Raw genomic sequence first — 22,821 nt, 5'->3', positions numbered from 1 at the left:
TTTTCCTCCTAAACGAGAAGCATCTCTCTTAGCGAGGCCCCTGCTGGAACCATTGGATAGACTGATTCCTCTGGATTCACGCGAACATCAATAAGGGTAGGTTTATTATTATGAAAGGCCTCTTTTAATATAGTATCTACCTCATCTTCCCTTTCTATTCTGTATCCTGCTGCACCATATGCCTCTGCAAGCTTTACAAAATCAGGGGTGCATTCAAGGTGTGTCCATGTGTATCTTTTTTCATAGAAAAATTCCTGCCATTGTCTTACCATCCCGAGGTATCCGTTATTCAGTATAACTACCTTAACAGGAAGTTTAAACTGAACCGCTGTTGCAAGTTCCTGTATATTCATCTGGATACTGCCATCACCGGCTATGTCGATTACGAGCATTTTAGGGAAAGCAACCTGTGCACCTATGCTTGCAGGAAATCCAAAACCCATTGTACCGAGGCCGCCGGAGGTTATAATGCTTCTCGGCTTGAGAAATTTATAGAACTGGGCTGTCCACATCTGGTTTTGCCCCACCTCTGTGGATATTATTGCCTTTCCTTTTGTCAGCTCATATATCCTTTCAATGACATATTGGGGTTTCAGTGTACCATTTCTCACATAGGTAAGGGGGTATTCCTTTTTCCACCTTGCTAACTCCTTTGTCCATTCAGAAATAGCATTAGGATAATCCCTGAAGGTCTCCTTATCGTCTTCAACTATCTCTATCATCTTTTTAAGTACGTTTTTTGTATCTCCCACGATTGGTACATCAACCCTTATGTTTTTGCTAATCGATGTTGGGTCTATGTCTACATGAATAATCTTTGCGTGGGGCGCAAACTCATCAACCTTTCCTGTTGCCCTGTCATCAAACCTTGCCCCCATGGCAATAATCACATCAGAGCTTGTGATGGCCATGTTTGCCGCATAGGTCCCGTGCATGCCGAGCATACCTAAAAATAGAGGATGGTTGCCCGGGAAACCACCAAGCCCCATAAGGGTATTCGTCACCGGTATGGAAAGCGCCTCTGCAAATTTTATAAGTTCAATAGATGCCCCTGATAAGATGATACCGCCACCTGTGTAGAGGACGGGTCTTTTTGAGGAGGCAATAAGCTTCATAGCCCTCTTTATCTGGCCGGGATGCCCGATATATGTGGGTTGATAGCTTCTTATATACACCTTTTCGGGATATTTGAATTCCCATAAGGCTGCAGATACATCTTTAGGGATATCAACAAGCACAGGTCCGGGCCTTCCTGATTTTGCAATGTAGAAGGCTTCTTTAACAATTCTTGCGAGGTCCTTTACATCTTTTACAAGATAGCTGTGTTTCGTACATGGTCTTGTAATCCCAACGATATCGGCCTCTTGAAAGGCATCGTTCCCTATGAGCATTGTATTCACCTGACACGAAAAGATCACGATGGGTATGGAGTCCATGTACGCTGTAGCAATACCTGTAACAGTGTTTGTTGCCCCGGGTCCTGATGTAACAAGAGACACCCCGACCCTGCCTGAGGCCCGTGCATATCCATCTGATGCATGGACTGCACCCTGCTCATGTCTTACCACGATCTGTTTTATATCAGAGTAATGGAATGCATCTGTTATGTTCAGGGTAGCACCGCCAGGATAGCAGAATATCGTGTCCACACCTTCCATTTTTAATGATTCTACAAATATCTGTGCCCCGGTCTTCTTCAATTAAGCCTCTCCTTTTTTTAATTCATCGCTTATACGTTCCATAATATCCTTAAAATAAAGCTTTTGCTTTTTTAATACCTTGACCTCCATCTCTTCATCTTCGGTAAGGTATGGTTTTTTAAGTAACATCTGCAACCTTCTGTCAAGGATTGCATGCTGGTTTTTCGCCCTGTTGTAAATATCCTCTTTGCTTTCGCCCTTTTCCATGCGATATGGTATAAAATATATTGAAAAATGTCAAATATTATATGGTTGCACGAGCAGTATCAAGCAATCTGAGACAACGTCAATCATTTCAATAAGTCTACAAAAAAAGCATGTCTGTCTTGTAGCACTGGTTTTGCCTGTTTTATGTTACTTCGTTAGAAATCGGTTAGAAGGAAATCATTTCACAGAAAAAGCGTGCGGGTATGGTTACTCAATAGCTTCCCCCATGAGCCATACTCGCTTGCCTTTTTCTCATTGACATTTGTTGAGTACAATATCACAATAGAATAAAAGAGTTACATAGAAAGGGGGTGTAACAAATGAAGACAAAGAAAATCATAATATCTATAGGAGTAGGCGTTATAGTTCTTATGGGGATATTCCCGCCGTGGATTGCAAGAATAAGAGGGGTAATAGTCAGACACGGATATGCTTTTATTTTTAATCCTCCACAGTTTACACAGATAGATATTTCAACCCTCATTATCCAGTGGGTTATTGTAGCTATAATATGCGGTTTTCTTATTTATATATTGGAAAAGAAAGCCAATAAATAAAGGAGAGATTATGCTTTTTATACAATGTATGCTTGGTGCAATATTGGGATTAGAGATACTTATATATATTCTCGCAATTAGTATATCGAGAGATACAAAACAATTATATATTGATTCATTAACATCAAAGAAATAAAAAGAGAGGTGTTATTATGTATTACATATTTTTCATTATATTAGCAACGTTTGTATACTTTCCTGCTACTCTTTTTGCCGATACGTTTAGATGTGGTAGTGAAATTGTTAGCACAGGAGAAAGCAAGGCAACCGTTGTTATGAGATGTGGCAACCCTCATTGGGTTGGAGGAGGGAAGATAGCGATAGTGGGCGACCTTCGGTTTGGGAGTAGACAGGTGGGGAGGCAAACTTACGGGGCAGCAGATTACAGCGAACAGGCCACGAATATAGATATATGGTACTATGACTGCGGTGCTGACGTTTTTGTTAATGCGTTGACTTTTGAAGGGGACAGACTTATAAAAATTGAGTCTACCAGTCGTGGTACAGGGAAAAGAAAATGTGGGCCCCAATAGAACTATATAAGTAACATAAGACCCTGAGATTCGGGGATAGGAAATGGAAAAAGAAAAAGATTACATCCTTGATAAAAAGTTAAAAGACAGTGTTGGAAATTTCCTTATAGAACTAACTACCATAGGAACACACCTTCACGATTTTCGACGCTCTCCTTGGATTCTTTACAATAATTTTAGAGATGCTATTGGCTATGGTCTAACATTTCCCAGCGAAGAACAGTTTTATGCCATGCTATCACAATTCAAAAAGGATAGAAAAAAAGATGAAGACTCAGCAATTGACAACTTTATTTCTTCCCTCAGTATCAGGCAAAAAAGAGGAGTCCTTACAAAAGCTTCATTAAAAAAAGGGATATGGCGAGTTAGAGACAAAAATTATGAAGATCTCAAGCTGGTATATATTTCCTATAATGCAGCTACACGTGTAAAGTTTGGCGACATAGAGATATTTGATTTGATAATAGATAAGAGTTACCTCCTTGAGAAATATAAGCTTGAGAGCGAGAAATCATACGACTACATGAAAAGATATTTTAAAATGCCACCCAGCTCGTTTTCTTTTTCTACGCTCAATAACCATGGGGTAATGCATTTCATCAAATATTTCAGGGCGGCCCTTGATTACCAGGTAAAGCACCTCTTTGAAACGCATCCACAACTTGAAACAAGACGATGGTTTGTAGATGTGTTTGATAAATATTCTATCCGTTTCCTGCCCGCATGGGAACAATATAAACGAAAATCTACCAATAGGCCTGACTTTAAAAATAGTTGGCATAAATTTATTAAATTCCTGAATGGCAAAACATATAAAGACCTTGGATACTCAAATAAAACATGTCATCACTTCACTAAACAAGTAACACCACAGGGGAAAATCTGGCTTCTATATGGAATATATTCACTTCTTTATCGCCGTATCGACAGGGAATGGCTTCAATTGAAAGAAAAAAAAGCTCAGATACAAAACATACTTAAAAGTATACCTGAAGATCAAATACGAGACTTTCTTGATAGTCTAAAAACTGAGTATCCCCCCGATTGGACGTATCCAAGGCTTAGGCTACTTTCCGAACCTACCAAAGTTTTAAAAGACCCCCTTTTTTAGTATTACCAAGCACTTATAAAATTTAGGGATTTGCAAGGTAATACTTACCCTCTGCTATAACAATAAATAATAGAAAAACGGTTAAAGGAGAGATGAAATATGAAATCAGGACTTTTCAAAACACCTAACATTTACATTGCCAGTATCATCGGAGCAAAATTAAAAATCGAGCCAACATACGAAAAATCGAATGGGATGATTGAGTTTGTATTCCCTGCGAATGATGTCCTTTACCAATGCCTGAACGATTTTAACTCAGGTGGTTTCGTAGAAGCCTACGCCTATGCCGAGTCAATAAAAAAACTCAGAGCAGAAATGTATAAAAGAAAAAAGACAGAAGATAGAGGAGAAAGTAACAATGGATACAATACAAAGTAGCCTTCACCCTCTCCACCATCAGAATTTACAACGGGATTCCGGGCTATCCGATAAGACTATTCAAGAAGCCAAGATTTACAGCGTAAGACCCTCAGACATTCCTAAGAAACTTGGCTGGAACGGGCAAGGGATTCAATCCCTTTTAGCATTTCCTTATCCTGGATGCGACGGTTTTGAGCGTTACAAGGCGTTCTACAATGACGAGCATCAGGGGAAGCGGCATAAATACCTTCAGAAGAAGGACTCAGGCAATCACCTTTATATTACCGAGAAGGTACGGCCAGCGTTGCAGGATGCGAACACACCGCTATATCTCACGGAAGGCGAAAAAAAGTCACTGAAAGCCTGTCAAGAGGGGCTTTGCTGCATAGGACTTTCAGGTCTTTGGAACTGGAGCGATGGGAATAAGAATCTGATACCGGACTTTGACCTTATCGCCCTTCAGGACAGAATTATTAACATTATTCCTGATAACGACTGGAAATCAAAAAACAAGCATGGATATAAAAAGAACCTTGTCCAGGCCGTCAATTCTCTTGCATATAAACTGAAAGAACGGGGTGCAGATGTTTATATTGTGGAACTCCCACAGGGAAGCGAAAAGGGGCTTGATGATTACTTGATAAACCATAGTATCGAGGATTTCAAGACCTTGTCGGTTGCAGGGGTTAAGACCTTGATGGAGCGGGCGAAAGAGGCCACTTATAAAACCTATAAATTTTTGTTACCCGAGATTGCAGGGGTTGATCCGATTGAACAAGAAATTTTAATCAAGACTCTATCAAAGCAGATCGGTGTTTCAGTGCATTCAATCAGAAAGGCGCTTAAAGCAAATGCACTGGTTGAAGTAACGGTTGCCGATGACAATATCATAATTGCTCATCCCTCATACGAAATAAACCAGGGCTTTATAAGTATCGGCTTTAAAGAAACCGTGATCACCGATAACCGGCCGGACTCCAGAAATGTGTATCTTGTATGCAAGGATAACGAATATAAACTTCATGAGCAATCATTTATTGAAACAGATACCGGCAAGATAATTTTTGATGTCAGAGAGCGTGTTTTAATCACGTTACATGATAAATGGAGTAAGGCAGGGATACTTGACTTAATAAAAAATCCTATAGCACCAGAAGAGCTATACAATGAAATCAAGGGCATATTAAAGAGATACGTTGAGTTTCAGAACAATGCTCTTTATGGACTTGTTGCGGCGTGGATCATAGCGACTTATTTTCACAGAATTTTCAATGCTTTTCCATTTCTATTTTTCTACGGAAAAAAGCAGTCAGGAAAAAGCCGGATGCTTGACTTGTTAAACCTGCTTACCTTTAATGCCATAAAGGTGAAGGGTATCTCAGTACCATCAATGTCTGATAGTATAGACGGAGTAAGGGCAACCTTTCTCATGGATCAGGCAGAGATACTTTCACAAAAACAGAATATTGAACTTTTGGGTCTCCTTGCCGACAGCTACACACCAGGGGGCGGTAAAAGACGTATTGTTCATATTACGAATAAAAGCCGAAAGGTGGTTGAATTTGAGACCTATTCACCGAAAGCCTTTGCATCAATTAAAGAGATAGATTCAGATCTCAAAGATAGATGCATAGAAATTATTATGATACGGGCCGCAAGGGAATATTGTTATCCTGAACCCTTCCTTCCTATCTGGGGAGAATTACGGGATAAACTTTACCGGTTATTACTCACTCAATGGCGAGAGGTAAGGGAAATTTACCAGACAGCCGGCCTGGACATGACGCAAAGAATAAGGGAATTGTGGAGACCCTTAGATACTATCCTTACTCTTGAAAATGTGCTGGAAGAAGAAAGACAGACCATTAAAAATGCATTTCTGGAGAGTATGCTGGAAACTCAGACAGGGTTGAGCGAACTGGAAGAAAAACTAATCCAGGCGATTGATGACCTCCTGGGCTATTCAGGGCAGGGCGTCTTTACCACGACAGAGATTACAGAAAAAATGGACTTGCCGGATATTGAAGAATTTAAGAAAAAAGACCAGGTACGATGGGCAGGCCGAACCGTCAACAAACTTTACCTTTATACTAAAAAACTGGGACGCTCAGGGAATAAACACAAATACCTTTTTGACCGTGAACATTTAAATAATATTTTGAAACGTTATAAAATTGATGACTTTAATGGCGCAACGGCAGAAAGCAATACAGACGCCACTTTACAGGATGCCATTGAAAAAAGTGGTAATGGCGCAACAGCAGATTTGATGGCGCAAGATGCCGACAATGCCATTAGCGCCATTAGCGTAAAAACTAATGGCACGCCAGAAAGTGTTGATAATAAACAGTCTTGCCATTGCGCCGTCGAGGCCATTAATTTAATGACAGATGATAATATTTTTATTCCTGAAGATGACATTCCAGAAATCGAGGGCGAAAAATGGGAATACTAAAAACTCTCAGACTTTTAAAACTCAATGGCGAAATTCTTCAACCAGGTGAGATGTTCAGAACTCCGAATGAACAGGGGTTGGTTGACAAGGGATATGCACGGCACCTTAACAAAGATGAAACGGCAGCTATCCTTGATGAATATGTCCTATATGCTGAAAGGATGTTCAACGATAAAAGCAGACAACAGAACCCTCCAGTTAAGCACGTACAGGGGATTCTTTTTAACAATGGAGATTAAGTTATGGAAATAAGGGATAACAAAATGCTGAGTCCGAAAACATGCGAAATCGTACAGCTTACTGATAGGCAGTTAAGGTCTATATCCTGTATCCTCAATGCAAAATCAATAGAGGACGGGTGTAAACAAGCAGACGTCCCTAAAACTACCTTTTATGGGTGGTTACAAGACCCAAACTACAAAGACGAGCTTACACGTCAACGTAATGAGGTAATCCAAGAAGGCTTATCGAATTTAAAGACCTCAATCAGGAAGGCTGTAGAAGTGCTTATGGAATGCCTCAACAGTAAGGATGAATCTGTTAAGAGAAGGGCAGCGAATGACCTTTTAACGCATTGTTTAAGATTAAGAGAAATTGAAGAAGTTGAAGACAGGCTTCAAGCCCTGGAAGAAATAATAATCAGGCGCAAAGTTTATAAATAGGGGGTATATATGTCCATAAAAGATTTAAGGAATAAGATAGACAAACTGGAAAATTTTTTGAATGTCAAAGAGGACACCCCAGCACAATGGGCGCTTGACACGGTAAGGGCATTGAAAGAAATGATACCCAAAAATTTCGTAAAGCCTTATACAGAAGAAGATGTCTTCCGGGAGGCCTTAGAACTCACTCAGAAACATGGAACCCTGGAAAATTATAACAAGGCTTTTTTAGATAGCTTCCCGGATTTTAATGTACGCTTCAGGGTAGAGTATTGTAATTGTGATTTCAAAAAGGAAAAAGGGCTTTGTGATATTTGCCTGGCCCCGCTTACTGACTGCAATGCTGATTTTTGCCAAAAATGCCACGAGAAATATCCTGAGGAGATAAAGAAAATAGTTAAACATCGAAAACAGCAGGGAATCCGAAAATGAAAATATTTGTGGCGCATCCACAAGAGGGTTATATTGAAATTTCCATTCATGACGTCATCCCCCCTCCCCCTGCCTCACCAGGCAAGGTGAATGAATGAAGCTTGAGCTTGAACACTCAGACCTCCAGGCAATAGCCGAAAAGGTTGTTGAACTGATCCGTCCGTTGCTATCCAGGCAGGATCAACGGGAAGACGATCTGTTGACCGTTGACCAGGTTGCAAAGGTTTTGAATAAAAGCAAGGGGCAAGTCTATCAATGGGCGAATAACTCACAACATGGCCTTTCTGATTTTCCCTATATGAAAGCTGGTAAATCTCTGAGGTTCTCGAAAAATGCAATTTTGCAATGGATGAAAAGGCATGGGAATGGTTAGAATGCCGTTAGAAGCGCATTACAACATACCAATATCTTTATATGATTTTTTATATTGCAATATATCATATATTACAAAAATAACGCTTGACAGCATTATATATACATGATATATACATAACATGACATTATTAACGAGGTGCCAACATGGTAAAAAAGATAGGTAGTATAACGCTTTACGATGTCGAGGATATTGCAAAGGCACTTGAAATGAATCCCAGGATAATCCGGGGATGGTTTACCAAAGGGAAGCTCAAGGGTAGGAAAGTGGGAAAGAACTGGATGATTACAGAGGAAGACCTTAGAGCATATTTCTCAGGAAAGGAGGAGGTGAAAAAGAGTAAAACGAAAAAGGAAAAGAAAAAGGAGGATGTATGAGAGGAAGTATAGCAAAGAAAGGAAATACGTATTATGCCGTCATTGCCATTGGGTCTAAGCGAAAATGGTTAAGAGGCGGTGAAACAAAGAAAGATGCTGAACGGGTTTTAAATGAAAATCTCCCAGTAGCACAGGAAGGAAGGTTTCAGGATGTCCGGAAGGTGACATTTAAAGAGTTTGGCAAGATATGGATTGAAAGCTACGTTGAGAGCAATATCAAAGAAACTGCTAAAATGGGCTATACACACGTTGTCGCAAGATTTACGAGCCACTTCGGCGATGCTCTGTTACAGAATATAACAGGGGCGCACATACAGGCCTTTATCTCGAAACGGTTAAAAGAGGTTCAACCTTCCACGGCACAATGGGAAACTATTGTTTTGAAGGAAATGCTTAAACACGCTTACCACTGGGGATACACGAAAAGAAACCCGGGAGAGTTTATCAAAAACCCCCGTGTTACGAAAAAGCGTGTATCAATACTTGATGTTGAGGAAGCAAACAAGCTCCTGGAGAAGATAGACCTTCATTACCGTGTTGCCGTTCTTACGGCGATCCTTACCGGACTCCGTGCTAATGAGCTATGGGGTTTAACCTGGGAGGATATTGATTTTGATAACAGCGTGATCCACGTGAGACATTCTCTATGGAAGGGTACGCTCAACGTACCGAAAACAGAAACGAGCGAAAGGAAGGTTGATATTTCACCTTCTCTTGCACTGGAGTTTAAAAAGTGGAAATTACAATGTCCTGGGAATGAGTTAAAACTTGTATTTCCAACAAGGCGGGGTTGCCCTGTCATTCACCATAATTTTGTCAAACTATACTTTAGGCCAGCTTTGAAGGATGCAGGCTTAAACCCTGTTAAATGGCACAGTCTGAGACATACCAATGCAAGCATAAGGATACATGGCGAACAGAACCCTAAATATATCTCTGAACAGCTTGGTCATTCAACTATTAAGACCACCTTTGATCTGTATGGACATCTTTTCAACGATGCAGAGTTTTCACGCACACAGGTTGCAAAACTGGAGAACACTTTTTATGGCCGTTAGAAGACCGTTAGAAAAAAATCACTTTTTTCGTCTAACACCGATCTATGACGAATCAGGACTTAATTGGAATGATTAATGATATTGAAAATTCCTATTTGACAAAGCAAAGAAATATTGAAAAATGTCAAATATTAGAATATAAATCTTGCTTAAAGGAAGTGGCAAAGTGCTAAAGGGGCCAAGTGAAAATCGCTCGAACCCTCGAATCCTTGAACCCTTGAGCGCTCATAACAATGGAAATATATACATGAAAATACTTATAATCCTTTCCCTCGCCTATATTCTATTTGTCCATAATCTGGGGACAATAGCCCTCTGGGATCCTGATGAACCGAGACAGGCTATAATGGCAAGGGAGATGATGGAAAGGAAGGATTACATACATCCTTACCTCAATGGAAGGCCGTACCTTGAAAAGCCTCCCTTTTTTTCGTGGATGATAATTGTTGCCTCAAAGGTAAGGGGTATTCTCGATGAGCTTTCATCAAGGATGCCGTCTGCTATTTCTGCAACCTTACTTTTATTGGTAACCTGCTATATGGGGCGGATACTGATTGATTCGCAAGGGGGATTCCTCTCCGCTATAATTCTTGCAACAAACTATCAGTTTCTCTCAAATGCAAGGGAATCCGTAATGGATATGACCTTTGCATTTTTTATAGGGCTCGCTGTATTTTTCAGCTACCTTTTTATTGTAAAGGGGAAAAGATGGCATCTTATCCTTTCCTTTATTCCCGCATCCCTTGCAACCCTCACAAAAGGCCCTGCTGGTCTAATAATACCGGCTTGTACTATATTCATCTATCTGCTTATAAAGAGAGAATTTAAAAGATTCATCGTGCCTCTTATTATAGGATGTGTTTTATCCCTCGTGATTTCGTCAATCTGGTTTCTTCTGGCAGGGGAAGAGTATTGGAGAGAATTTATTTTAAGACAAAATCTTGCACGATATACGAATGCCTTTGACCATATAGAATCCCTTTACTATTATTTTCATAAACTATTCTTTAATTTTCTTCCATGGAGCATCTTGCTTCCTTTTTCAATTTACCATGCCTTTAGAAAGGGGTACTGGTTGCCCCTTGTATGGTTCATTTTCACATTTTTATTTTTTGAATTGTCGATGAGTAAAAGGGCAATATATCTACTCTCCTTATATCCCGCCTGTGCGTTACTGTGTGGTGTGTACATAAGGGACTGCTGGCCGTGGCTAATTGAAAATAAATGGACAAATATACTGCTCAAGTGTTTTGCTCTCCTTATTGCCCTTATACCCCTTGTCTCCATTGTTGTGCTTTATACCCTGCCATACTCTGCTGTAAGCATATTTCGAGAAGGCCCATCTTCCCTCTACATATACGTTGTTATACTTTTCATTACAGGTGGTATGTTTTTTTACGTGATAATGAAGAAGGCGCCAAAATGGGCCCTTTCGCTTTTTATTTTCTACCTCGCCTTTGCTGGATACTTCTATAATGCATACTATATGCCTCTAATGGATAGAACATTTAAATCCCCTCGATTAATAACGGATGAGCTGAGAGGCTTCAAAAAGGATATGGAGATTTATACCTATGGTTTTAATTCAGCAGGTTTGATATTCTATGCTGGTAAGCCAATCCATCCGGTTTTTGATATGAAGGAGATAAAGGATACCAAAAGTGATATACTACTCATCGTGGAGGACAAACCATCAGCGCCCATCAGGGAAGAATTGAACACCCGTTTTTTACCTGTAAAAAAGGCAAGATATGAAAAAGAACATTATACGTTTTATGTGAGGAGAGATGGAAAATAAAAAGTCAACCATCAGCTATCAGCTATCAGCATTAAATAATGGCGAAAGCAGTTCACAGTTCACAGTTTTTACTCCGAACTGTTTGTTACCATACCCTAACCCCTATACCCTATACCCTGAATTATTTGTGAGGAACTATGGAAGATAAGCCCCATATCTCGGTATTAATCCCGGTTTTAAATGAAGATGAATCCCTCCCGGAGCTACATCAGCGCTTGTATGAGACGCTGGAGGGTATTAAGAGGACCTATGAAATCATCTACATAAATGATGGCAGCACAGATGGCACACAGATGATACTTGAGGATATTCATAACCGTTATAAAAATGTTAAGGTGATTGAGTTTAATAGAAACTATGGCCAGCATATGGCGCTATTTGCAGGCTTTCAATCTTCAAAAGGCGATATTGTCATCACGATAGATGCAGATTTACAAAACCCCCCTGAGGAGATACCGAAACTTGTCCAGAAAATAGAAGAAGGATATGAGGTTGTGGGTACCTATAGAAAAAACCGTAGAGACTCACTTTTTAGAAGGATCCCGTCCTTCATAGTCAATAAGATTACATCCAGGATTGTTGGTGTTAAGTTGAAGGATTATGGATGCATGCTCCGGGCATATAGAAGAAACATCATTGATTATATAAATATGTGCACGGAAACGTCGAGTTTTATCCCTGCCCTCGCAAATATTTTTGCAAAAAAGATCATAGAGATTGAGGTTGCCCATGAGGAGAGAAAAAGGGGCACATCAAAATATAGTTTATTTAAACTCTTCAGGCTCAATTTTGACCTGATGACAAGCTTTTCCCTGCTCCCCATACAGTTCTTCAGTATGCTTGGTGTGGTCATAGCCCTCTTAGGCCTTTTATTTGCCATATTCCTTTTTGTAAGGAGGCTGATAGTGGGTCCTGAGGTTGAAGGTACATTTACCCTTTTCGCAATACTCTTCTTTTTTATAGGTATTCAGATATTTGCCATTGGGATCATAGGGGAGTATATAGGGAGGATATATCAGGAGGTAAGAAGAAGACCAAGGTTTATCATAAAAAAGGAACTGCCATGAGGGCAGTTGTATTTGGATACCATGAAATTGGCTATGTGTGCCTTGAAGGGTTGATTGCATTTGGTACAGAAATTCTTTGCCTTTTTACCCATAAAGATGACCCTGAGGAGCAGATATGGTTTAATAGGCCGGGAATGCTCGCAGAGAGATACAACATACCCGTATATACGCCGGAAAATCTAAAAGAGGCAACCTGGGTTAATCTCATAAAAGACATGTCGCCGGACATTATATTCTCTTTTTATTATCGTAAGATGATTCCAAAAGAGATACTTGATATCCCGAAGATAGGTGCCTTTAACCTCCATGGTTCCCTTCTCCCGAGGTTCAGAGGGAGAAGTCCTGTAAACTGGGTATTAATTGAAGGGGAAAAGAAGACAGGGCTTACGCTTCACTACATGTTAGAGAAGCCGGACGCAGGTGACATAATTGCACAGAGGGAAGTAATGATTGAATTCGATGATAATGCGTATACAGTGTTTATGAAGATGGTGAGGGAAGCAAGGGTGCTCATGAAAGAGATACTGCCGCAGTTAAAGGAAGGAACATTTAAGAGAATACCACAGGCAGATTTGGACCCACCCACGTATTTTGGTGGAAGGAAACCTGAAGACGGGCTCATATCGTGGCAAAAGGATGCCCTATCAATATATAACCTTACAAGGGCAGTAACACATCCGTATCCTGGCGCATTTACCTATCTTGATGGAAAAAGATTTTACATATGGAAGGCTTATCCAGAAGATGGTGGACGGGGTGTTTCACCTGGCGCTATTATCTCAAAAAAACCACTTATGGTGAATACAGGCAATGGGATTTTAAAACTACTCAGGGTGCAACTTGAAGGAGAAGATGAAATGGATGGAGAAACATTTGCCACTATCCATAATCTAAAAGACAAGATGCTGGGAGGTCAATCTTGAAGATACTTATACTTGGTGTAAATGGTTTTATCGGTAATAGTCTCGCAGCAAAAATATTAAAAGAGAAAGACTGGGAAATTTACGGGATGGATATACGGAACGATAAGCTGGAGGCAAGCCTTGGAGATGAACGTTTCCACTTTGTTGAAGGTGACATATCCATAAATAAGGAGTGGGTAGAATACAATGTGAAGAAGTGTGATGTTGTAATGCCCCTTGTAGCGATTGCTACACCTGCTACCTATGTAAGGGAGCCCCTTAAGGTCTTTGAGCTTGATTTTGAGGAGAATCTGAATATTGTCAGGTTATGTGTAGAATACAATAAAAGACTTCTCTTCCCCTCAACCTCCGAGGTGTACGGTATGTGTCCTGATAAGGAATTCAAAGAGGATGAAAGCCCCCTTGTTCTTGGCCCCATTAAAAAACAGAGGTGGATATACAGCGCATCAAAACAGCTCCTCGACAGGGTAATATGGGCGTATGGTTTTCAACGTGGTCTTAAATTTACACTCTTCAGACCCTTTAACTGGATAGGCCCGAAACTTGATGAATTAACCTCTGACCCGGAAAAGGAAGGCAGCTCAAGGGTGGTGACACAGTTTATCAGCAGTCTTATCTTAAGCGAACCGATAAGGCTTGTTGATGGTGGGCTTCAGAGGAGGTGTTTTACCTATGTAGATGATGGTATAGAGTGCCTGATGAAGATTATTGAAGACAAAGATGGCAGGTTTAACGGTGAGATATTCAATATAGGAAATCCGAAAAACGAGGCAACAATAAAGGAGCTTGCCAATAAACTGAAAGAGTTGTTCATAAACCACCCATCTACAAAGCATTACAGGAAGCATTCAGAGATTATAGAGGTCTACTCCAAAGAGTTTTATGGCGAGGGCTATCAGGATATAGACTTCAGGGTTCCTTCAATAAAGAAGGCGAAGGAGCTGGTCGGCTGGGAGCCAAAGGTTGACCTTGACACAGCATTAAAAAAGACCCTTGAGTACTACCTCGAGTCCAACCTGAAGGTAAATGGATAAAGTAATCGGGTTAAAGGTTGATGTGGATACATTTGATGGGATGAGACATGGTGTGCCTCAACTTCTCTCACTTTTAAAAAAATATAACATACATGCGAGTTTTTTTGTCCCTATGGGTAAAGACCATACAGGCTGGACTGCAAAAAGGGTATTCACAAAGAAAGGTTTTCTCAAAAAGGCAGGCAGGGTAGGGGTGGTAAGTACATACGGTATCAAGACCCTTATGTATGGACTCATACTCCCCGGGCCTGAAATAGCAAGAAGGAATAGCCACATATTAAAAGCAATAGTTGACAATGGTCATGAAGCGGGTATTCACGGTCTTGACCACGTGTACTGGCACGACCATATAAAGAATCTCGACAGGGAAAGAACAGAGGAAATACTTGCAAAGGCATTTGAAACCTATGAAGATATTTTAGGAAGGGCACCACACTCTTTTGCAGCCCCCGGGTGGATGATAAATGCCCACGCCTTACGGTTTTTTCAGAAAAAAGACCTTGTATACACAAGTGACACACGGGGTGTATCTCCATTTTTTTCGATCATGGGGGGAGAAAAATTCGAAATACTCCAGATACCTACGACCCTTCCAACCCTTGATGAAATCGTCGGGATTGCCGGGACAGAAGTATCTTCTCTAAGTAAGTTTTTTCTCGATTCCCTGAGAGATGGTCTGAACATCCTTACCGTCCATGCAGAGCTTGAAGGAAAAAGGTGGACAGGCGTCCTTGAAACCTTTATTAAAAGAACCCTTGAGCGCGGTTTTACCTATAAGAAGCTCCTCGATATTGCCATCCAGTGTAAGGATGCAATGACCATCCCAACATGTGAAATCGTATACGGGTATGTAGAAGGCAGGGCAGGAGAGGTGTCCTGTCAGAAGTAGTAATCAGTTATCTAATAATTGTTAGGAGAAAAAAATGAGGGGACTTAAGTCCCCTCAAAATGTTTAATACATCCCTTCCATTCCGCCTGGTGGCATCATAGGCATTTGTCCCTTTTCCTTTGGTTTCTCAGCAACCATTGCTTCAGTTGTAAGTAGTAAGGATGCAACAGACGCTGCATTCTGAAGCGCTGTCCTTGCTACCTTTGTCGGGTCTATGATTCCAGCTTCCATCATATCGTCCACATACTCTTCCTTTGCCGCATCAAAACCAAAATTACCTTTTCCGTTCTTCACCTTTTCAATTACTATGGAACCATCGTGACCTGCATTATGTGCAATCCATCTTGTCGGGTCTTCCAGGGCCTTTTTCACTATCTGGATACCAAGTTGTCTTTCACCTTCAAGTTTAGCTTTATTAAGGCTTGGGATACACCTTAAGAAGGCTACACCGCCACCAGGGATTATGCCTTCCTCCACTGCTGCTTTCGTGGCGTTCAGTGCGTCTTCTACGCGTGCCTTTTTCTCTTTCATTTCTGTTTCAGTTGCAGCACCTACATTGATAACAGCGACTCCACCAACAAGCTTTGCCAGCCTTTCCTGGAGTTTTTCCCTGTCATAATCGGATGTTGTCTCTTCGATCTGTGTCCTCATCTGTTTGACCCTTGCCTCTATCTCCTTTTTGTCACCGGCGCCATCTACGATCGTTGTGTTATCTTTGTCGATCACTATCCTCTTTGCAGACCCGAGGTCTTTGATAGAGATGCTCTCAAGTTTAATGCCGAGTTCTTCTGATATCATCTGGCCGCCTGTAAGGATGGCGATGTCTTCCAGCATAGCCTTTCTCCTGTCACCGAAGCCAGGGGCTTTTACCGCAGCAACCTTTAATGAACCTCTTAGCTTATTTACAACCAGGGTTGCAAGGGCTTCACCCTCAACATCTTCGGATATGATTAAAAGGGGTTTCCCCATCTTCGCAACCTGTTCAAGGACAGGCAGAAGGTCTTTCATGCTGCTTATCTTCTTCTCATTGATGAGGATTAATGGTTCATCCAGGACTGCTTCCATTTTCTCCGGGTTTGTAACAAAGTATGGGGATATATATCCCTTGTCAAACTGCATACCTTCCACGATCTCGAGCGTAGTTTCCATGCTCTTTGCTTCTTCAACTGTGATGACACCCTCTTTTCCTACCTTACCCATAGCCTCAGCTATAATATTCCCTATTGTCTCATCATTATTTGCAGAAATCGTTCCTACCTGGGCAATTTCTTTCTGGTCCTTGGTTGGTTTTGAGAGCTTTTTTAGCTCTTCAACCACTATTTCAACTGCTTTCTCAATGCCCCTTTTTAATTCCATCGGATTATGCCCTGCAGCAACAAGCTTTGAACCTTCTCTGTATATAGACTGTGCTAATACCGTTGCGGTTGTTGTACCATCCCCTGCTACGTCGCTTGTTTTGCTTGCCACTTCTTTTACCATCTGGGCGCCCATGTTCTCGAATTTATCTTCAAGCTCTATCTCTTTTGCAACTGTGACGCCATCTTTTGTAACCGACGGAGACCCAAACGACTTCTCCAGAATTACATTTCTTCCTTTAGGTCCAAGGGTCACTCTTACTGCATCTGCCAGTGTATTTATACCCCTTAAGAGCAACTCCCTTGCTTTCTGATCATACACTATTTCTTTTGCCATTATCTCTTCCTCCTTTCTTTAGTCTTCTACGATTGCAAGAACATCATCTTCCCTCAAAATGAGATGTTCCTCACCATCAACCTTGATCTCTGCCCCTGAATATTTGCCAAACAATATCTTGTCACCGACCTTTACCGTTAACGCTACCTTCTTACCACTCTCGAGTACCTTACCATCACCTACGGCAACAGCTCTGCCTTCCTGCGGTTTTTCCTTTGCCGCATCAGGGATAATAATACCTCCCTTTGTTTTTTCTTCTTCTTCGAGTCTTTTTACGAGGATTCTGTCTTGTAATGGTTTAATCTTCATTATTGTATCACACTCCTTCTTTAATTTATTTATTGGCAATTGTTAAAAGTGATTGCTAAAGATAATATAACAATATAAGGGTGTTTTGTCAATACCGCTACACTTAAATTTTTAATAATAAATTTACCCCTTCTCTGTACCACTTCGAAAATTTTTCATTTTCCTTTCTGTTTGTGTCTTTTTCAAGTTGTATTGTGGTGAGCAGTTTATCTTTATCTATTCTGATACCATACTCTCTTTCTGCCTGAAGATAGAGCCTTTCAATCATAGCCGATAGTGCTTTTTCCTTACCTTCCTTACAAAACCACTGGGACCACCACCTTTCATACACATTTTTTACTGTTTTTCTTTGTTTACCATAGTATCTTGAGAAGGATGGGAGCCATTCATTTATGTATTCCCTTGATTCAAAAAATATATCCTCAACGAATGGATACCGTTCCATGACATCCATTTCTATCCTGATCTTTTTTATAAAACCGTCAATAATGCTTTCTACCCCATGCTTTTTTGTATAAACCTTTTCTTTCAGATTGTTCCACACCTCTATTATAGGGGAACTTTCAATATTCTTTTCTGAATAGTTTATGATCTCTATGCTCTCGAGGGTGTGTTTGCTCTTTTTGGGTACCCCGTACATGAGAAGACCGAGCAGATCCGAGATAACATGAAACAAAAGCGACCTGTTTCGCGGTCTCATTGAAGGGTACATGTAACATACGAACTCGTTAAACTCCAATACCTCAACGAGATGGTCCTTTTTAGATTCCATCTCAATGTACTTTATTGCATCAATGGCAAGGGTAACTGTAGACATGGGAAGGAGTTCGTTCTTGTCTTTGATGAACTCCCACACGTCAAGGATGTGTCTCCTCGGAAGCATTACAGACCTTCTTTTTTCAACTCTTCGAGGAGCGTTTTTTGTCTGTCAGTTAACCTTTTTGGGATTTCTACCTCTGTTTCTACGTACTGGTCTCCCCTTCCTCCCTTTAAATCGGGCACACCAAGGCCTTTTAATCTTACCTTCTTCACCCCTGGCGGAATCTTTACTTGTTTGGGGGCATCAATTGAAGGGACTTCTACCGTTGTTCCGAGCAGGGCATCGGTAAATTTTATTTCCTTTTTTATGTAGAGGTCATTGCCAACCCTCTTGAAGACGGGGTGCTCACCCACCTTTATGGTGATGTAAAGGTCACCTGCCCTTCCTGTCCTTGGGTCTCTGCTGCCTTTCCCCTGAAGTCTCAATTTTTTACCCGTATTGATGCCCTTCGGTATCTTCACGTTTACCTCTTCGGTTCCCCATTGTGTTGAAAAGGTGATTCTTTTTTCAGCTCCTCTTATTGCATCCATAAAGGGAATTTCAAGTTCATAATTGAGGTCCAAATCGGTTGCAGGTTGCTGTTCTCTCGTAATATAGTCCCCGTAATCATAATACTGTGGCCTTTGCCTACCGCCCCGCGTACCCTGCCTGCCGAAAATCATGCTGAAGATATCACCACCACCAAAGCCTAAATCCTTAAAAAGGTCACCAACATTGAATCCCCTGAATATATCTTCTTCTGAATACCTCTGCTGGAAGCCTCCCATGCCGAATGTGTCGTACTGTTTTCTCTTCTCAGGGTCACTTAAAACCGCATAGGCCTCGTTTATCACTTTGAACCTTTCCTCTGCTTCTTTGTTGCCCGGGTTCCTGTCCGGATGGTACTTCAGGGCGAGCTTTCTGTATGCCTTTTTCATCTCTCCTTCTGATGCCCCCTTTGAAACGCCAAGTGTTTCATAATAATCTTTTTTTGTTGCCATCCTATTCACCACCTAAAATAGCGATATATGTACCTACCTTTTTATTTACTGCATCCCCAACAGTGGGGCATTTTACTTTCATGATGTATATAACCGGTCTTTCTGTATGAAACTCCGATATTGTTTCATAGTTTCCCATCCCTTTTGCAATCACCACTGCATCACCTTCCCACAAATCTTTAATCTTGCCTTTCATATCCTCCCTTCTGATACCTACCTCATCAGTACCTGTGGATATAATGTTATCAAACATCTTCCTGAGATTAAACTTAATGACATCTACCATGGAAAGGTCATTTTGCACGGGGTGTTCTTTAACAGCATAGTATACCCTTTTGCCATTACTTTCTAAAAATTTAACCAATCCCATGTCAAAAAGAAAATCCCCAACATTATCCCCTAATATTAAAACCTCCTTACCCTTAATATAAATCTCTTCTTCAATTTTATCTATATCTCCGGAGAATTTGAACCCTCCTGTGTCATATCCATCATGGATAAAAAAATCCATAGAATTTCCCAGGGTAGAAAGCTTGAGCACCCCCTCAAGGGAATGGGTGAATCTATTTTTTAATCCTTCAATAGCCCTTTTTGCTTCTTTTAGCTCACTCTCCTTTATTGAAGCATAAGGGTCATAGACATTTGTCCTTTGTTTTATATATTTAAGCAATCTATTTGAGATATCAGACGGGGTTTGCCATTTGTTCCAGAGTTCATCAATCAATCCAAGACAATCGGGGAGTATAGATCCATTGTCACCAGACAGGGTGACTGTCCTTTCTGCATGCCCCTTCAGGCACTTGAGGCAATAATCCATTACTTTCATTGTTTTTATATTATTAAGATATACCCAAACAGAGTGAAAGTGAATAGTGAAAAGCTGGGAATAGTATCTATTCTTGAAAATATACGGACATGCGAGGTAAAATAAATTCTAAATCCAATAGCAGGGGGTATTATTAAGGTGTTAAAAATATTTTTATTCTGTAATATAGCCCAAATATAGTCATGGTATTGCTTTTGAAATGGCTGATAATGGCCACATCGATTGTGATAAGCGCCTATTTAATCCCCGGGGTTTATATCAGCGGTTTTTTTACAGCCTTATGGGTTGCACTTTTTCTTGGTATTGTCAATGTACTGGTGAGACCGATTTTGATACTTGTTACACTGCCTATTAATATCTTGACTTTAGGGCTATTTACCTTTGTTATCAATGCTGTCCTCGTTTTGCTGGCCTCATCAATGATAAATGGATTTCATGTAAAAGGTTTCTGGATAGCAATGCTCTTCAGTATGGTCATGTCAATAATAAACTATTTATTAGGGTTTTTACTGATAACTAAATAACCTTGCGGGATAAAGTGGAATGATTAACCAGCCTTGCATTACTGTATATGTGGATTATAGTGTACTCAATATTCTGGCGGAGAAGCCGTTGGAAAAGGAGAGAACATATAGAGATTGGCAGGCAATTCACAACATGTGGAGACAGTTTAAAGAAAACCGCATAAGGTTTTCAACCTGTGGGGAAGATACAGAAATAGACATTATCTTCTGGCTTAACAGAAAGGGGTGCTGTGTTGCGGATACGGATATGATAATTGAAGCCATAGAAGATTTTGAGGAATGGGGCAAGGTTGATAAAAGCGAGATAGAAAAATATAAGCAGATTATCGAGTATTATGAGCAGTTAGAAATACTACCTACCAACCTTGTTGGTGCTGCAGGGGATTACGGTATGGCTAAATACCCTCAGGGAATCGCTGATCCAGATAAAAGGTTTTTTTCATTTCTTCGCGATGAGGTTCTATGTTTCGAAAGACAGGATAATTATTCAGACTATTGCCAGGAGGAAGATTACAATATACTCAAGGATTGTTTAAAGGATTTGCATCTCTGGTTTACACATAGCCAGTGGAGCGATTTGAGACGTATTCATTACCAGCTTAACTGGGACATATTGGTGTCAGTTCTGGCAAATCGTTCCATAGAGCCTGTTTTTATAGGGGTTGAGGGGGAGAGGAACAGGAATCTTTTCGGGTTATTGAACAGGGTTATAGGATTTAGCAAAAAAAGCTGGCGGGAATTACCTGTGGACAAGAGCCATATTGATTTTGTAATAAATACGGTCATGCAAAAATATCACTACCGACAGGAAGAGAGGGATGCCCGCCACATTTATAACTGTGTCAGACATAATATAAACCTTTTTGTAACAACAGATTATAGCTTAATCGATGGTTTTAATAGGAAAAAGCATTTATTACTGAACCATCCTGAATTTTCATCAATAAAACTGGAACTGGTAACCCCTTCTGAATTTGAAGACCGTGTGCTGCTAAGGCAGGCTTAAGTCACTGATGTTTCTATGTGTTAATTATCTGACGAAGAAAATTTTTCCATTGCCCAGTTTACCCGTATTTCAGGCGTGACAAAGATATCAGAAGAAGCCCTGTCAACAAGCTCTAAGCGGTTGCGCAGACCTGCCCTGTTTGCTATCTGTATCTGGAGGCCTGGTCGTGCATTTAATTCGAGAAGTAGCGGTCCTTTTTGCCGGTCAATCACCAGATCTACCCCGAGGTAGCCGAGACCGGTCATGTCGACCGCCTTTGCTGCTACAAGGAGCATACTTTCCCAGTGCGGTATTTTTATACCCTTCACTGAATTTCCTGTGTCAGGATGGTGGGTGACAACCCCAGAGCGATGAACGCCACTTAGTGTTGTTCCCCTTGCAATGTTTATACCAACGCCCAGTGCACCGCGATGGAGGTTTGCCTTTCCATCAGAGGCCTTTGTGGGTAGACGAACCATAGCCATTACCGGTATTCCACGATATACAATAATCCTGATGTCAGGAACGCCCTTATATGTTACGGCAGTAAAAACTGGATCAGGGTGGATGAGTGCCTCAATAATGGCTTGATCCTCAAGCCCCCCAAGGGAGTAAATCCCTGAGAGTATATCATTCATATGATATGAGAGTTTTTCCCTTGAGATAGACTCACCGCTCTGTTTTATAAACTCCTTTTTTATACGGTCAATGATGAGGATAATGCCACTGCCACCGGCACCACGAGCCGGTTTGATAACAAATTCACGGTGGCCTTTGAGGGTTTCTTCAAATCTAACAATGTCGCCATGATGTTTTATGACATGATACAGAGGTGGAGTTGGAATCCGGTACCTTTCTGCAAGCTGTTTTGTCAAAAGTTTATCATCCACAAGGGGAAAGGCTGGGCGGGGATTATACTTCATGATATACTCAGCATTCCTGCGGTTCATGCCGAGAATTCCGGCATCCCTGAGTAAATGGGTGGTTTTAAAAATCATGATATACCTTTTAAATTCCGGAAACGGATAAACTCCGAGAGCCGATAACCGGTATAGCGACCGAGGAGTATCTGTAAGGCACCCACAGCAAACAGTAGCTCAGGGTAGACAAAAAAGGCAAGCTGGAGTGATTCTATGTGGATAATCTCAT

General features: G+C 40.9%; 27 protein-coding genes. 18 read left to right on the top strand and 9 right to left on the bottom strand.

Features of this window, described 5'->3' with window-relative positions:
- Positions 1-8 precede the first annotated feature (8 nt).
- A complete protein-coding gene (ilvB, locus tag NTU69_08185; protein ID MCX5803491.1) occupies positions 9-1,700 on the bottom strand; it encodes a biosynthetic-type acetolactate synthase large subunit in 1,692 nt (563 codons plus the stop codon).
- Positions 1,701-1,907: a DUF465 domain-containing protein gene (locus tag NTU69_08180; GenBank protein ID MCX5803490.1), complete on the bottom strand. Its 207-nt coding sequence runs from the start codon at positions 1,905-1,907 to the stop codon at positions 1,701-1,703.
- A gap of 320 nt (positions 1,908-2,227) precedes the next feature.
- Here NTU69_08180 and NTU69_08175 point away from each other — a divergent pair, with 320 nt between their 5' ends.
- The 16 genes from NTU69_08175 (at position 2,228) to NTU69_08100 (ending at position 15,536) form a co-directional block, all read left to right on the top strand.
- Positions 2,228-2,464, top strand: a complete 237-nt coding sequence (locus NTU69_08175; protein ID MCX5803489.1) for a hypothetical protein — start codon at positions 2,228-2,230, stop codon at positions 2,462-2,464.
- Between the two features lie 152 nt (positions 2,465-2,616).
- Complete coding sequence (locus NTU69_08170) at positions 2,617-2,997, top strand: DUF2845 domain-containing protein (GenBank protein MCX5803488.1); 381 nt, start codon at positions 2,617-2,619, stop codon at positions 2,995-2,997.
- A 43-nt stretch (positions 2,998-3,040) separates the two neighbouring features.
- Positions 3,041-4,108 (top strand): hypothetical protein, encoded by a 1,068-nt coding sequence (locus NTU69_08165; GenBank protein ID MCX5803487.1) that lies wholly within the window; start codon positions 3,041-3,043, stop codon positions 4,106-4,108.
- A gap of 99 nt (positions 4,109-4,207) precedes the next feature.
- Positions 4,208-4,486 carry a hypothetical protein gene (locus NTU69_08160; protein MCX5803486.1) on the top strand — a complete coding sequence of 93 codons (279 nt, stop codon included), beginning with the start codon at positions 4,208-4,210 and terminating at the stop codon, positions 4,484-4,486.
- Positions 4,467-6,923 carry a DUF3854 domain-containing protein gene (locus tag NTU69_08155; protein ID MCX5803485.1) on the top strand — a complete coding sequence of 819 codons (2,457 nt, stop codon included), beginning with the start codon at positions 4,467-4,469 and terminating at the stop codon, positions 6,921-6,923. Before NTU69_08160 ends, NTU69_08155 begins: the two co-directional genes overlap by 20 nt.
- A complete protein-coding gene (locus NTU69_08150; GenBank protein MCX5803484.1) occupies positions 6,911-7,162 on the top strand; it encodes a hypothetical protein in 252 nt (83 codons plus the stop codon). The genes NTU69_08155 and NTU69_08150 overlap by 13 nt, the downstream gene beginning before the upstream one ends.
- 3 nt (positions 7,163-7,165) lie before the next feature.
- Entirely contained in the window at positions 7,166-7,585 is a 420-nt protein-coding gene (locus tag NTU69_08145; GenBank protein MCX5803483.1) for a hypothetical protein, read from the top strand.
- A 9-nt stretch (positions 7,586-7,594) separates the two neighbouring features.
- Positions 7,595-8,017: a hypothetical protein gene (locus NTU69_08140; protein MCX5803482.1), complete on the top strand. Its 423-nt coding sequence runs from the start codon at positions 7,595-7,597 to the stop codon at positions 8,015-8,017.
- Positions 8,018-8,111: 94 nt separating this feature from the next.
- Positions 8,112-8,390, top strand: a complete 279-nt coding sequence (locus tag NTU69_08135; protein ID MCX5803481.1) for a helix-turn-helix domain-containing protein — start codon at positions 8,112-8,114, stop codon at positions 8,388-8,390.
- Positions 8,391-8,536: 146 nt separating this feature from the next.
- Entirely contained in the window at positions 8,537-8,767 is a 231-nt protein-coding gene (locus NTU69_08130) for a helix-turn-helix domain-containing protein (protein ID MCX5803480.1), read from the top strand.
- Entirely contained in the window at positions 8,764-9,825 is a 1,062-nt protein-coding gene (locus tag NTU69_08125) for a tyrosine-type recombinase/integrase (protein MCX5803479.1), read from the top strand. Before NTU69_08130 ends, NTU69_08125 begins: the two co-directional genes overlap by 4 nt.
- Positions 9,826-10,072: 247 nt before the next feature.
- Positions 10,073-11,623 (top strand): glycosyltransferase family 39 protein, encoded by a 1,551-nt coding sequence (locus NTU69_08120; GenBank protein ID MCX5803478.1) that lies wholly within the window; start codon positions 10,073-10,075, stop codon positions 11,621-11,623.
- Positions 11,624-11,760: 137 nt separating this feature from the next.
- Complete coding sequence (locus NTU69_08115; protein MCX5803477.1) at positions 11,761-12,690, top strand: glycosyltransferase; 930 nt, start codon at positions 11,761-11,763, stop codon at positions 12,688-12,690.
- Positions 12,687-13,613: a formyltransferase gene (locus NTU69_08110; protein MCX5803476.1), complete on the top strand. Its 927-nt coding sequence runs from the start codon at positions 12,687-12,689 to the stop codon at positions 13,611-13,613. The genes NTU69_08115 and NTU69_08110 overlap by 4 nt, the downstream gene beginning before the upstream one ends.
- The gene (locus NTU69_08105) at positions 13,610-14,647 is read left to right on the top strand and encodes a bifunctional UDP-4-keto-pentose/UDP-xylose synthase (protein ID MCX5803475.1); all 1,038 of its coding nucleotides are present in this window, start codon (positions 13,610-13,612) and stop codon (positions 14,645-14,647) included. Before NTU69_08110 ends, NTU69_08105 begins: the two co-directional genes overlap by 4 nt.
- Positions 14,640-15,536, top strand: a complete 897-nt coding sequence (locus NTU69_08100) for a polysaccharide deacetylase family protein (GenBank protein MCX5803474.1) — start codon at positions 14,640-14,642, stop codon at positions 15,534-15,536. Before NTU69_08105 ends, NTU69_08100 begins: the two co-directional genes overlap by 8 nt.
- Positions 15,537-15,599: 63 nt before the next feature.
- Here NTU69_08100 and groL read toward each other — a convergent pair whose 3' ends face one another.
- From groL to NTU69_08075, 5 genes are all read right to left on the bottom strand, one after another.
- Positions 15,600-17,228 (bottom strand): chaperonin GroEL, encoded by a 1,629-nt coding sequence (gene groL, locus NTU69_08095; protein MCX5803473.1) that lies wholly within the window; start codon positions 17,226-17,228, stop codon positions 15,600-15,602.
- An 18-nt stretch (positions 17,229-17,246) separates the two neighbouring features.
- Positions 17,247-17,537, bottom strand: coding sequence for a co-chaperone GroES (groES, locus tag NTU69_08090; protein ID MCX5803472.1), 291 nt, complete (start codon positions 17,535-17,537; stop codon positions 17,247-17,249).
- A gap of 103 nt (positions 17,538-17,640) precedes the next feature.
- A complete protein-coding gene (locus tag NTU69_08085; GenBank protein ID MCX5803471.1) occupies positions 17,641-18,420 on the bottom strand; it encodes a hypothetical protein in 780 nt (259 codons plus the stop codon).
- Positions 18,420-19,337: a DnaJ domain-containing protein gene (locus NTU69_08080; protein MCX5803470.1), complete on the bottom strand. Its 918-nt coding sequence runs from the start codon at positions 19,335-19,337 to the stop codon at positions 18,420-18,422. Before NTU69_08080 ends, NTU69_08085 begins: the two co-directional genes overlap by 1 nt.
- A 1-nt stretch (position 19,338) precedes the next feature.
- The gene (locus NTU69_08075; protein MCX5803469.1) at positions 19,339-20,163 is read right to left on the bottom strand and encodes an ARMT1-like domain-containing protein; all 825 of its coding nucleotides are present in this window, start codon (positions 20,161-20,163) and stop codon (positions 19,339-19,341) included.
- A 182-nt stretch (positions 20,164-20,345) separates the two neighbouring features.
- Here NTU69_08075 and NTU69_08070 point away from each other — a divergent pair, with 182 nt between their 5' ends.
- Together NTU69_08070 and NTU69_08065 are read left to right on the top strand one after the other, a co-directional pair.
- Complete coding sequence (locus tag NTU69_08070; GenBank protein MCX5803468.1) at positions 20,346-20,687, top strand: phage holin family protein; 342 nt, start codon at positions 20,346-20,348, stop codon at positions 20,685-20,687.
- A 49-nt stretch (positions 20,688-20,736) separates the two neighbouring features.
- Positions 20,737-21,693 carry a hypothetical protein gene (locus NTU69_08065; protein MCX5803467.1) on the top strand — a complete coding sequence of 319 codons (957 nt, stop codon included), beginning with the start codon at positions 20,737-20,739 and terminating at the stop codon, positions 21,691-21,693.
- Between the two features lie 20 nt (positions 21,694-21,713).
- Here the strand turns inward: NTU69_08065 and NTU69_08060 are convergent, their stop codons facing one another.
- Both NTU69_08060 and NTU69_08055 read right to left on the bottom strand, forming a co-directional pair.
- Positions 21,714-22,670, bottom strand: coding sequence for an alpha-L-glutamate ligase-like protein (locus NTU69_08060; GenBank protein MCX5803466.1), 957 nt, complete (start codon positions 22,668-22,670; stop codon positions 21,714-21,716).
- A partial coding sequence (locus tag NTU69_08055) for a hypothetical protein (protein ID MCX5803465.1) occupies positions 22,667-22,821 on the bottom strand: 155 nt, incomplete at its 5' end. The genes NTU69_08060 and NTU69_08055, both read right to left, overlap by 4 nt.

The sequence above is a fragment of the Pseudomonadota bacterium genome (genome assembly GCA_026388215.1).
GTDB lineage: Bacteria > Desulfobacterota > Syntrophorhabdia > Syntrophorhabdales > Syntrophorhabdaceae > JAPLKF01.
The sequence above is the reverse complement of the archived record's forward strand: the minus strand, read 5'-3'. Positions and strand labels throughout refer to the sequence as shown.

Excerpts from the sequence above, each read along its gene's own strand:
- NTU69_08180 (MCX5803490.1), bottom strand. The coding sequence starts at position 1,907 with ATGGAAAAGGGCGAAAGCAAAGAGGATATTTACAACAGGGCGAAAAAC.
- NTU69_08175 (MCX5803489.1), top strand. The coding sequence starts at position 2,228 with ATGAAGACAAAGAAAATCATAATATCTATAGGAGTAGGCGTTATAGTT.
- NTU69_08170 (MCX5803488.1), top strand. The coding sequence starts at position 2,617 with ATGTATTACATATTTTTCATTATATTAGCAACGTTTGTATACTTTCCT.
- NTU69_08165 (MCX5803487.1), top strand. The coding sequence starts at position 3,041 with ATGGAAAAAGAAAAAGATTACATCCTTGATAAAAAGTTAAAAGACAGT.
- NTU69_08160 (MCX5803486.1), top strand. The coding sequence starts at position 4,208 with ATGAAATCAGGACTTTTCAAAACACCTAACATTTACATTGCCAGTATC.
- NTU69_08155 (MCX5803485.1), top strand. The coding sequence starts at position 4,467 with ATGGATACAATACAAAGTAGCCTTCACCCTCTCCACCATCAGAATTTA.
- NTU69_08150 (MCX5803484.1), top strand. The coding sequence starts at position 6,911 with ATGGGAATACTAAAAACTCTCAGACTTTTAAAACTCAATGGCGAAATT.
- NTU69_08145 (MCX5803483.1), top strand. The coding sequence starts at position 7,166 with ATGGAAATAAGGGATAACAAAATGCTGAGTCCGAAAACATGCGAAATC.
- NTU69_08140 (MCX5803482.1), top strand. The coding sequence starts at position 7,595 with ATGTCCATAAAAGATTTAAGGAATAAGATAGACAAACTGGAAAATTTT.
- NTU69_08135 (MCX5803481.1), top strand. The coding sequence starts at position 8,112 with ATGAAGCTTGAGCTTGAACACTCAGACCTCCAGGCAATAGCCGAAAAG.
- NTU69_08130 (MCX5803480.1), top strand. The coding sequence starts at position 8,537 with ATGGTAAAAAAGATAGGTAGTATAACGCTTTACGATGTCGAGGATATT.
- NTU69_08125 (MCX5803479.1), top strand. The coding sequence starts at position 8,764 with ATGAGAGGAAGTATAGCAAAGAAAGGAAATACGTATTATGCCGTCATT.
- NTU69_08120 (MCX5803478.1), top strand. The coding sequence starts at position 10,073 with ATGAAAATACTTATAATCCTTTCCCTCGCCTATATTCTATTTGTCCAT.
- NTU69_08115 (MCX5803477.1), top strand. The coding sequence starts at position 11,761 with ATGGAAGATAAGCCCCATATCTCGGTATTAATCCCGGTTTTAAATGAA.
- NTU69_08110 (MCX5803476.1), top strand. The coding sequence starts at position 12,687 with ATGAGGGCAGTTGTATTTGGATACCATGAAATTGGCTATGTGTGCCTT.
- NTU69_08100 (MCX5803474.1), top strand. The coding sequence starts at position 14,640 with ATGGATAAAGTAATCGGGTTAAAGGTTGATGTGGATACATTTGATGGG.
- groL (MCX5803473.1), bottom strand. The coding sequence starts at position 17,228 with ATGGCAAAAGAAATAGTGTATGATCAGAAAGCAAGGGAGTTGCTCTTA.
- groES (MCX5803472.1), bottom strand. The coding sequence starts at position 17,537 with ATGAAGATTAAACCATTACAAGACAGAATCCTCGTAAAAAGACTCGAA.
- NTU69_08085 (MCX5803471.1), bottom strand. The coding sequence starts at position 18,420 with ATGCTTCCGAGGAGACACATCCTTGACGTGTGGGAGTTCATCAAAGAC.
- NTU69_08080 (MCX5803470.1), bottom strand. The coding sequence starts at position 19,337 with ATGGCAACAAAAAAAGATTATTATGAAACACTTGGCGTTTCAAAGGGG.
- NTU69_08075 (MCX5803469.1), bottom strand. The coding sequence starts at position 20,163 with ATGAAAGTAATGGATTATTGCCTCAAGTGCCTGAAGGGGCATGCAGAA.
- NTU69_08070 (MCX5803468.1), top strand. The coding sequence starts at position 20,346 with ATGGTATTGCTTTTGAAATGGCTGATAATGGCCACATCGATTGTGATA.
- NTU69_08060 (MCX5803466.1), bottom strand. The coding sequence starts at position 22,670 with ATGATTTTTAAAACCACCCATTTACTCAGGGATGCCGGAATTCTCGGC.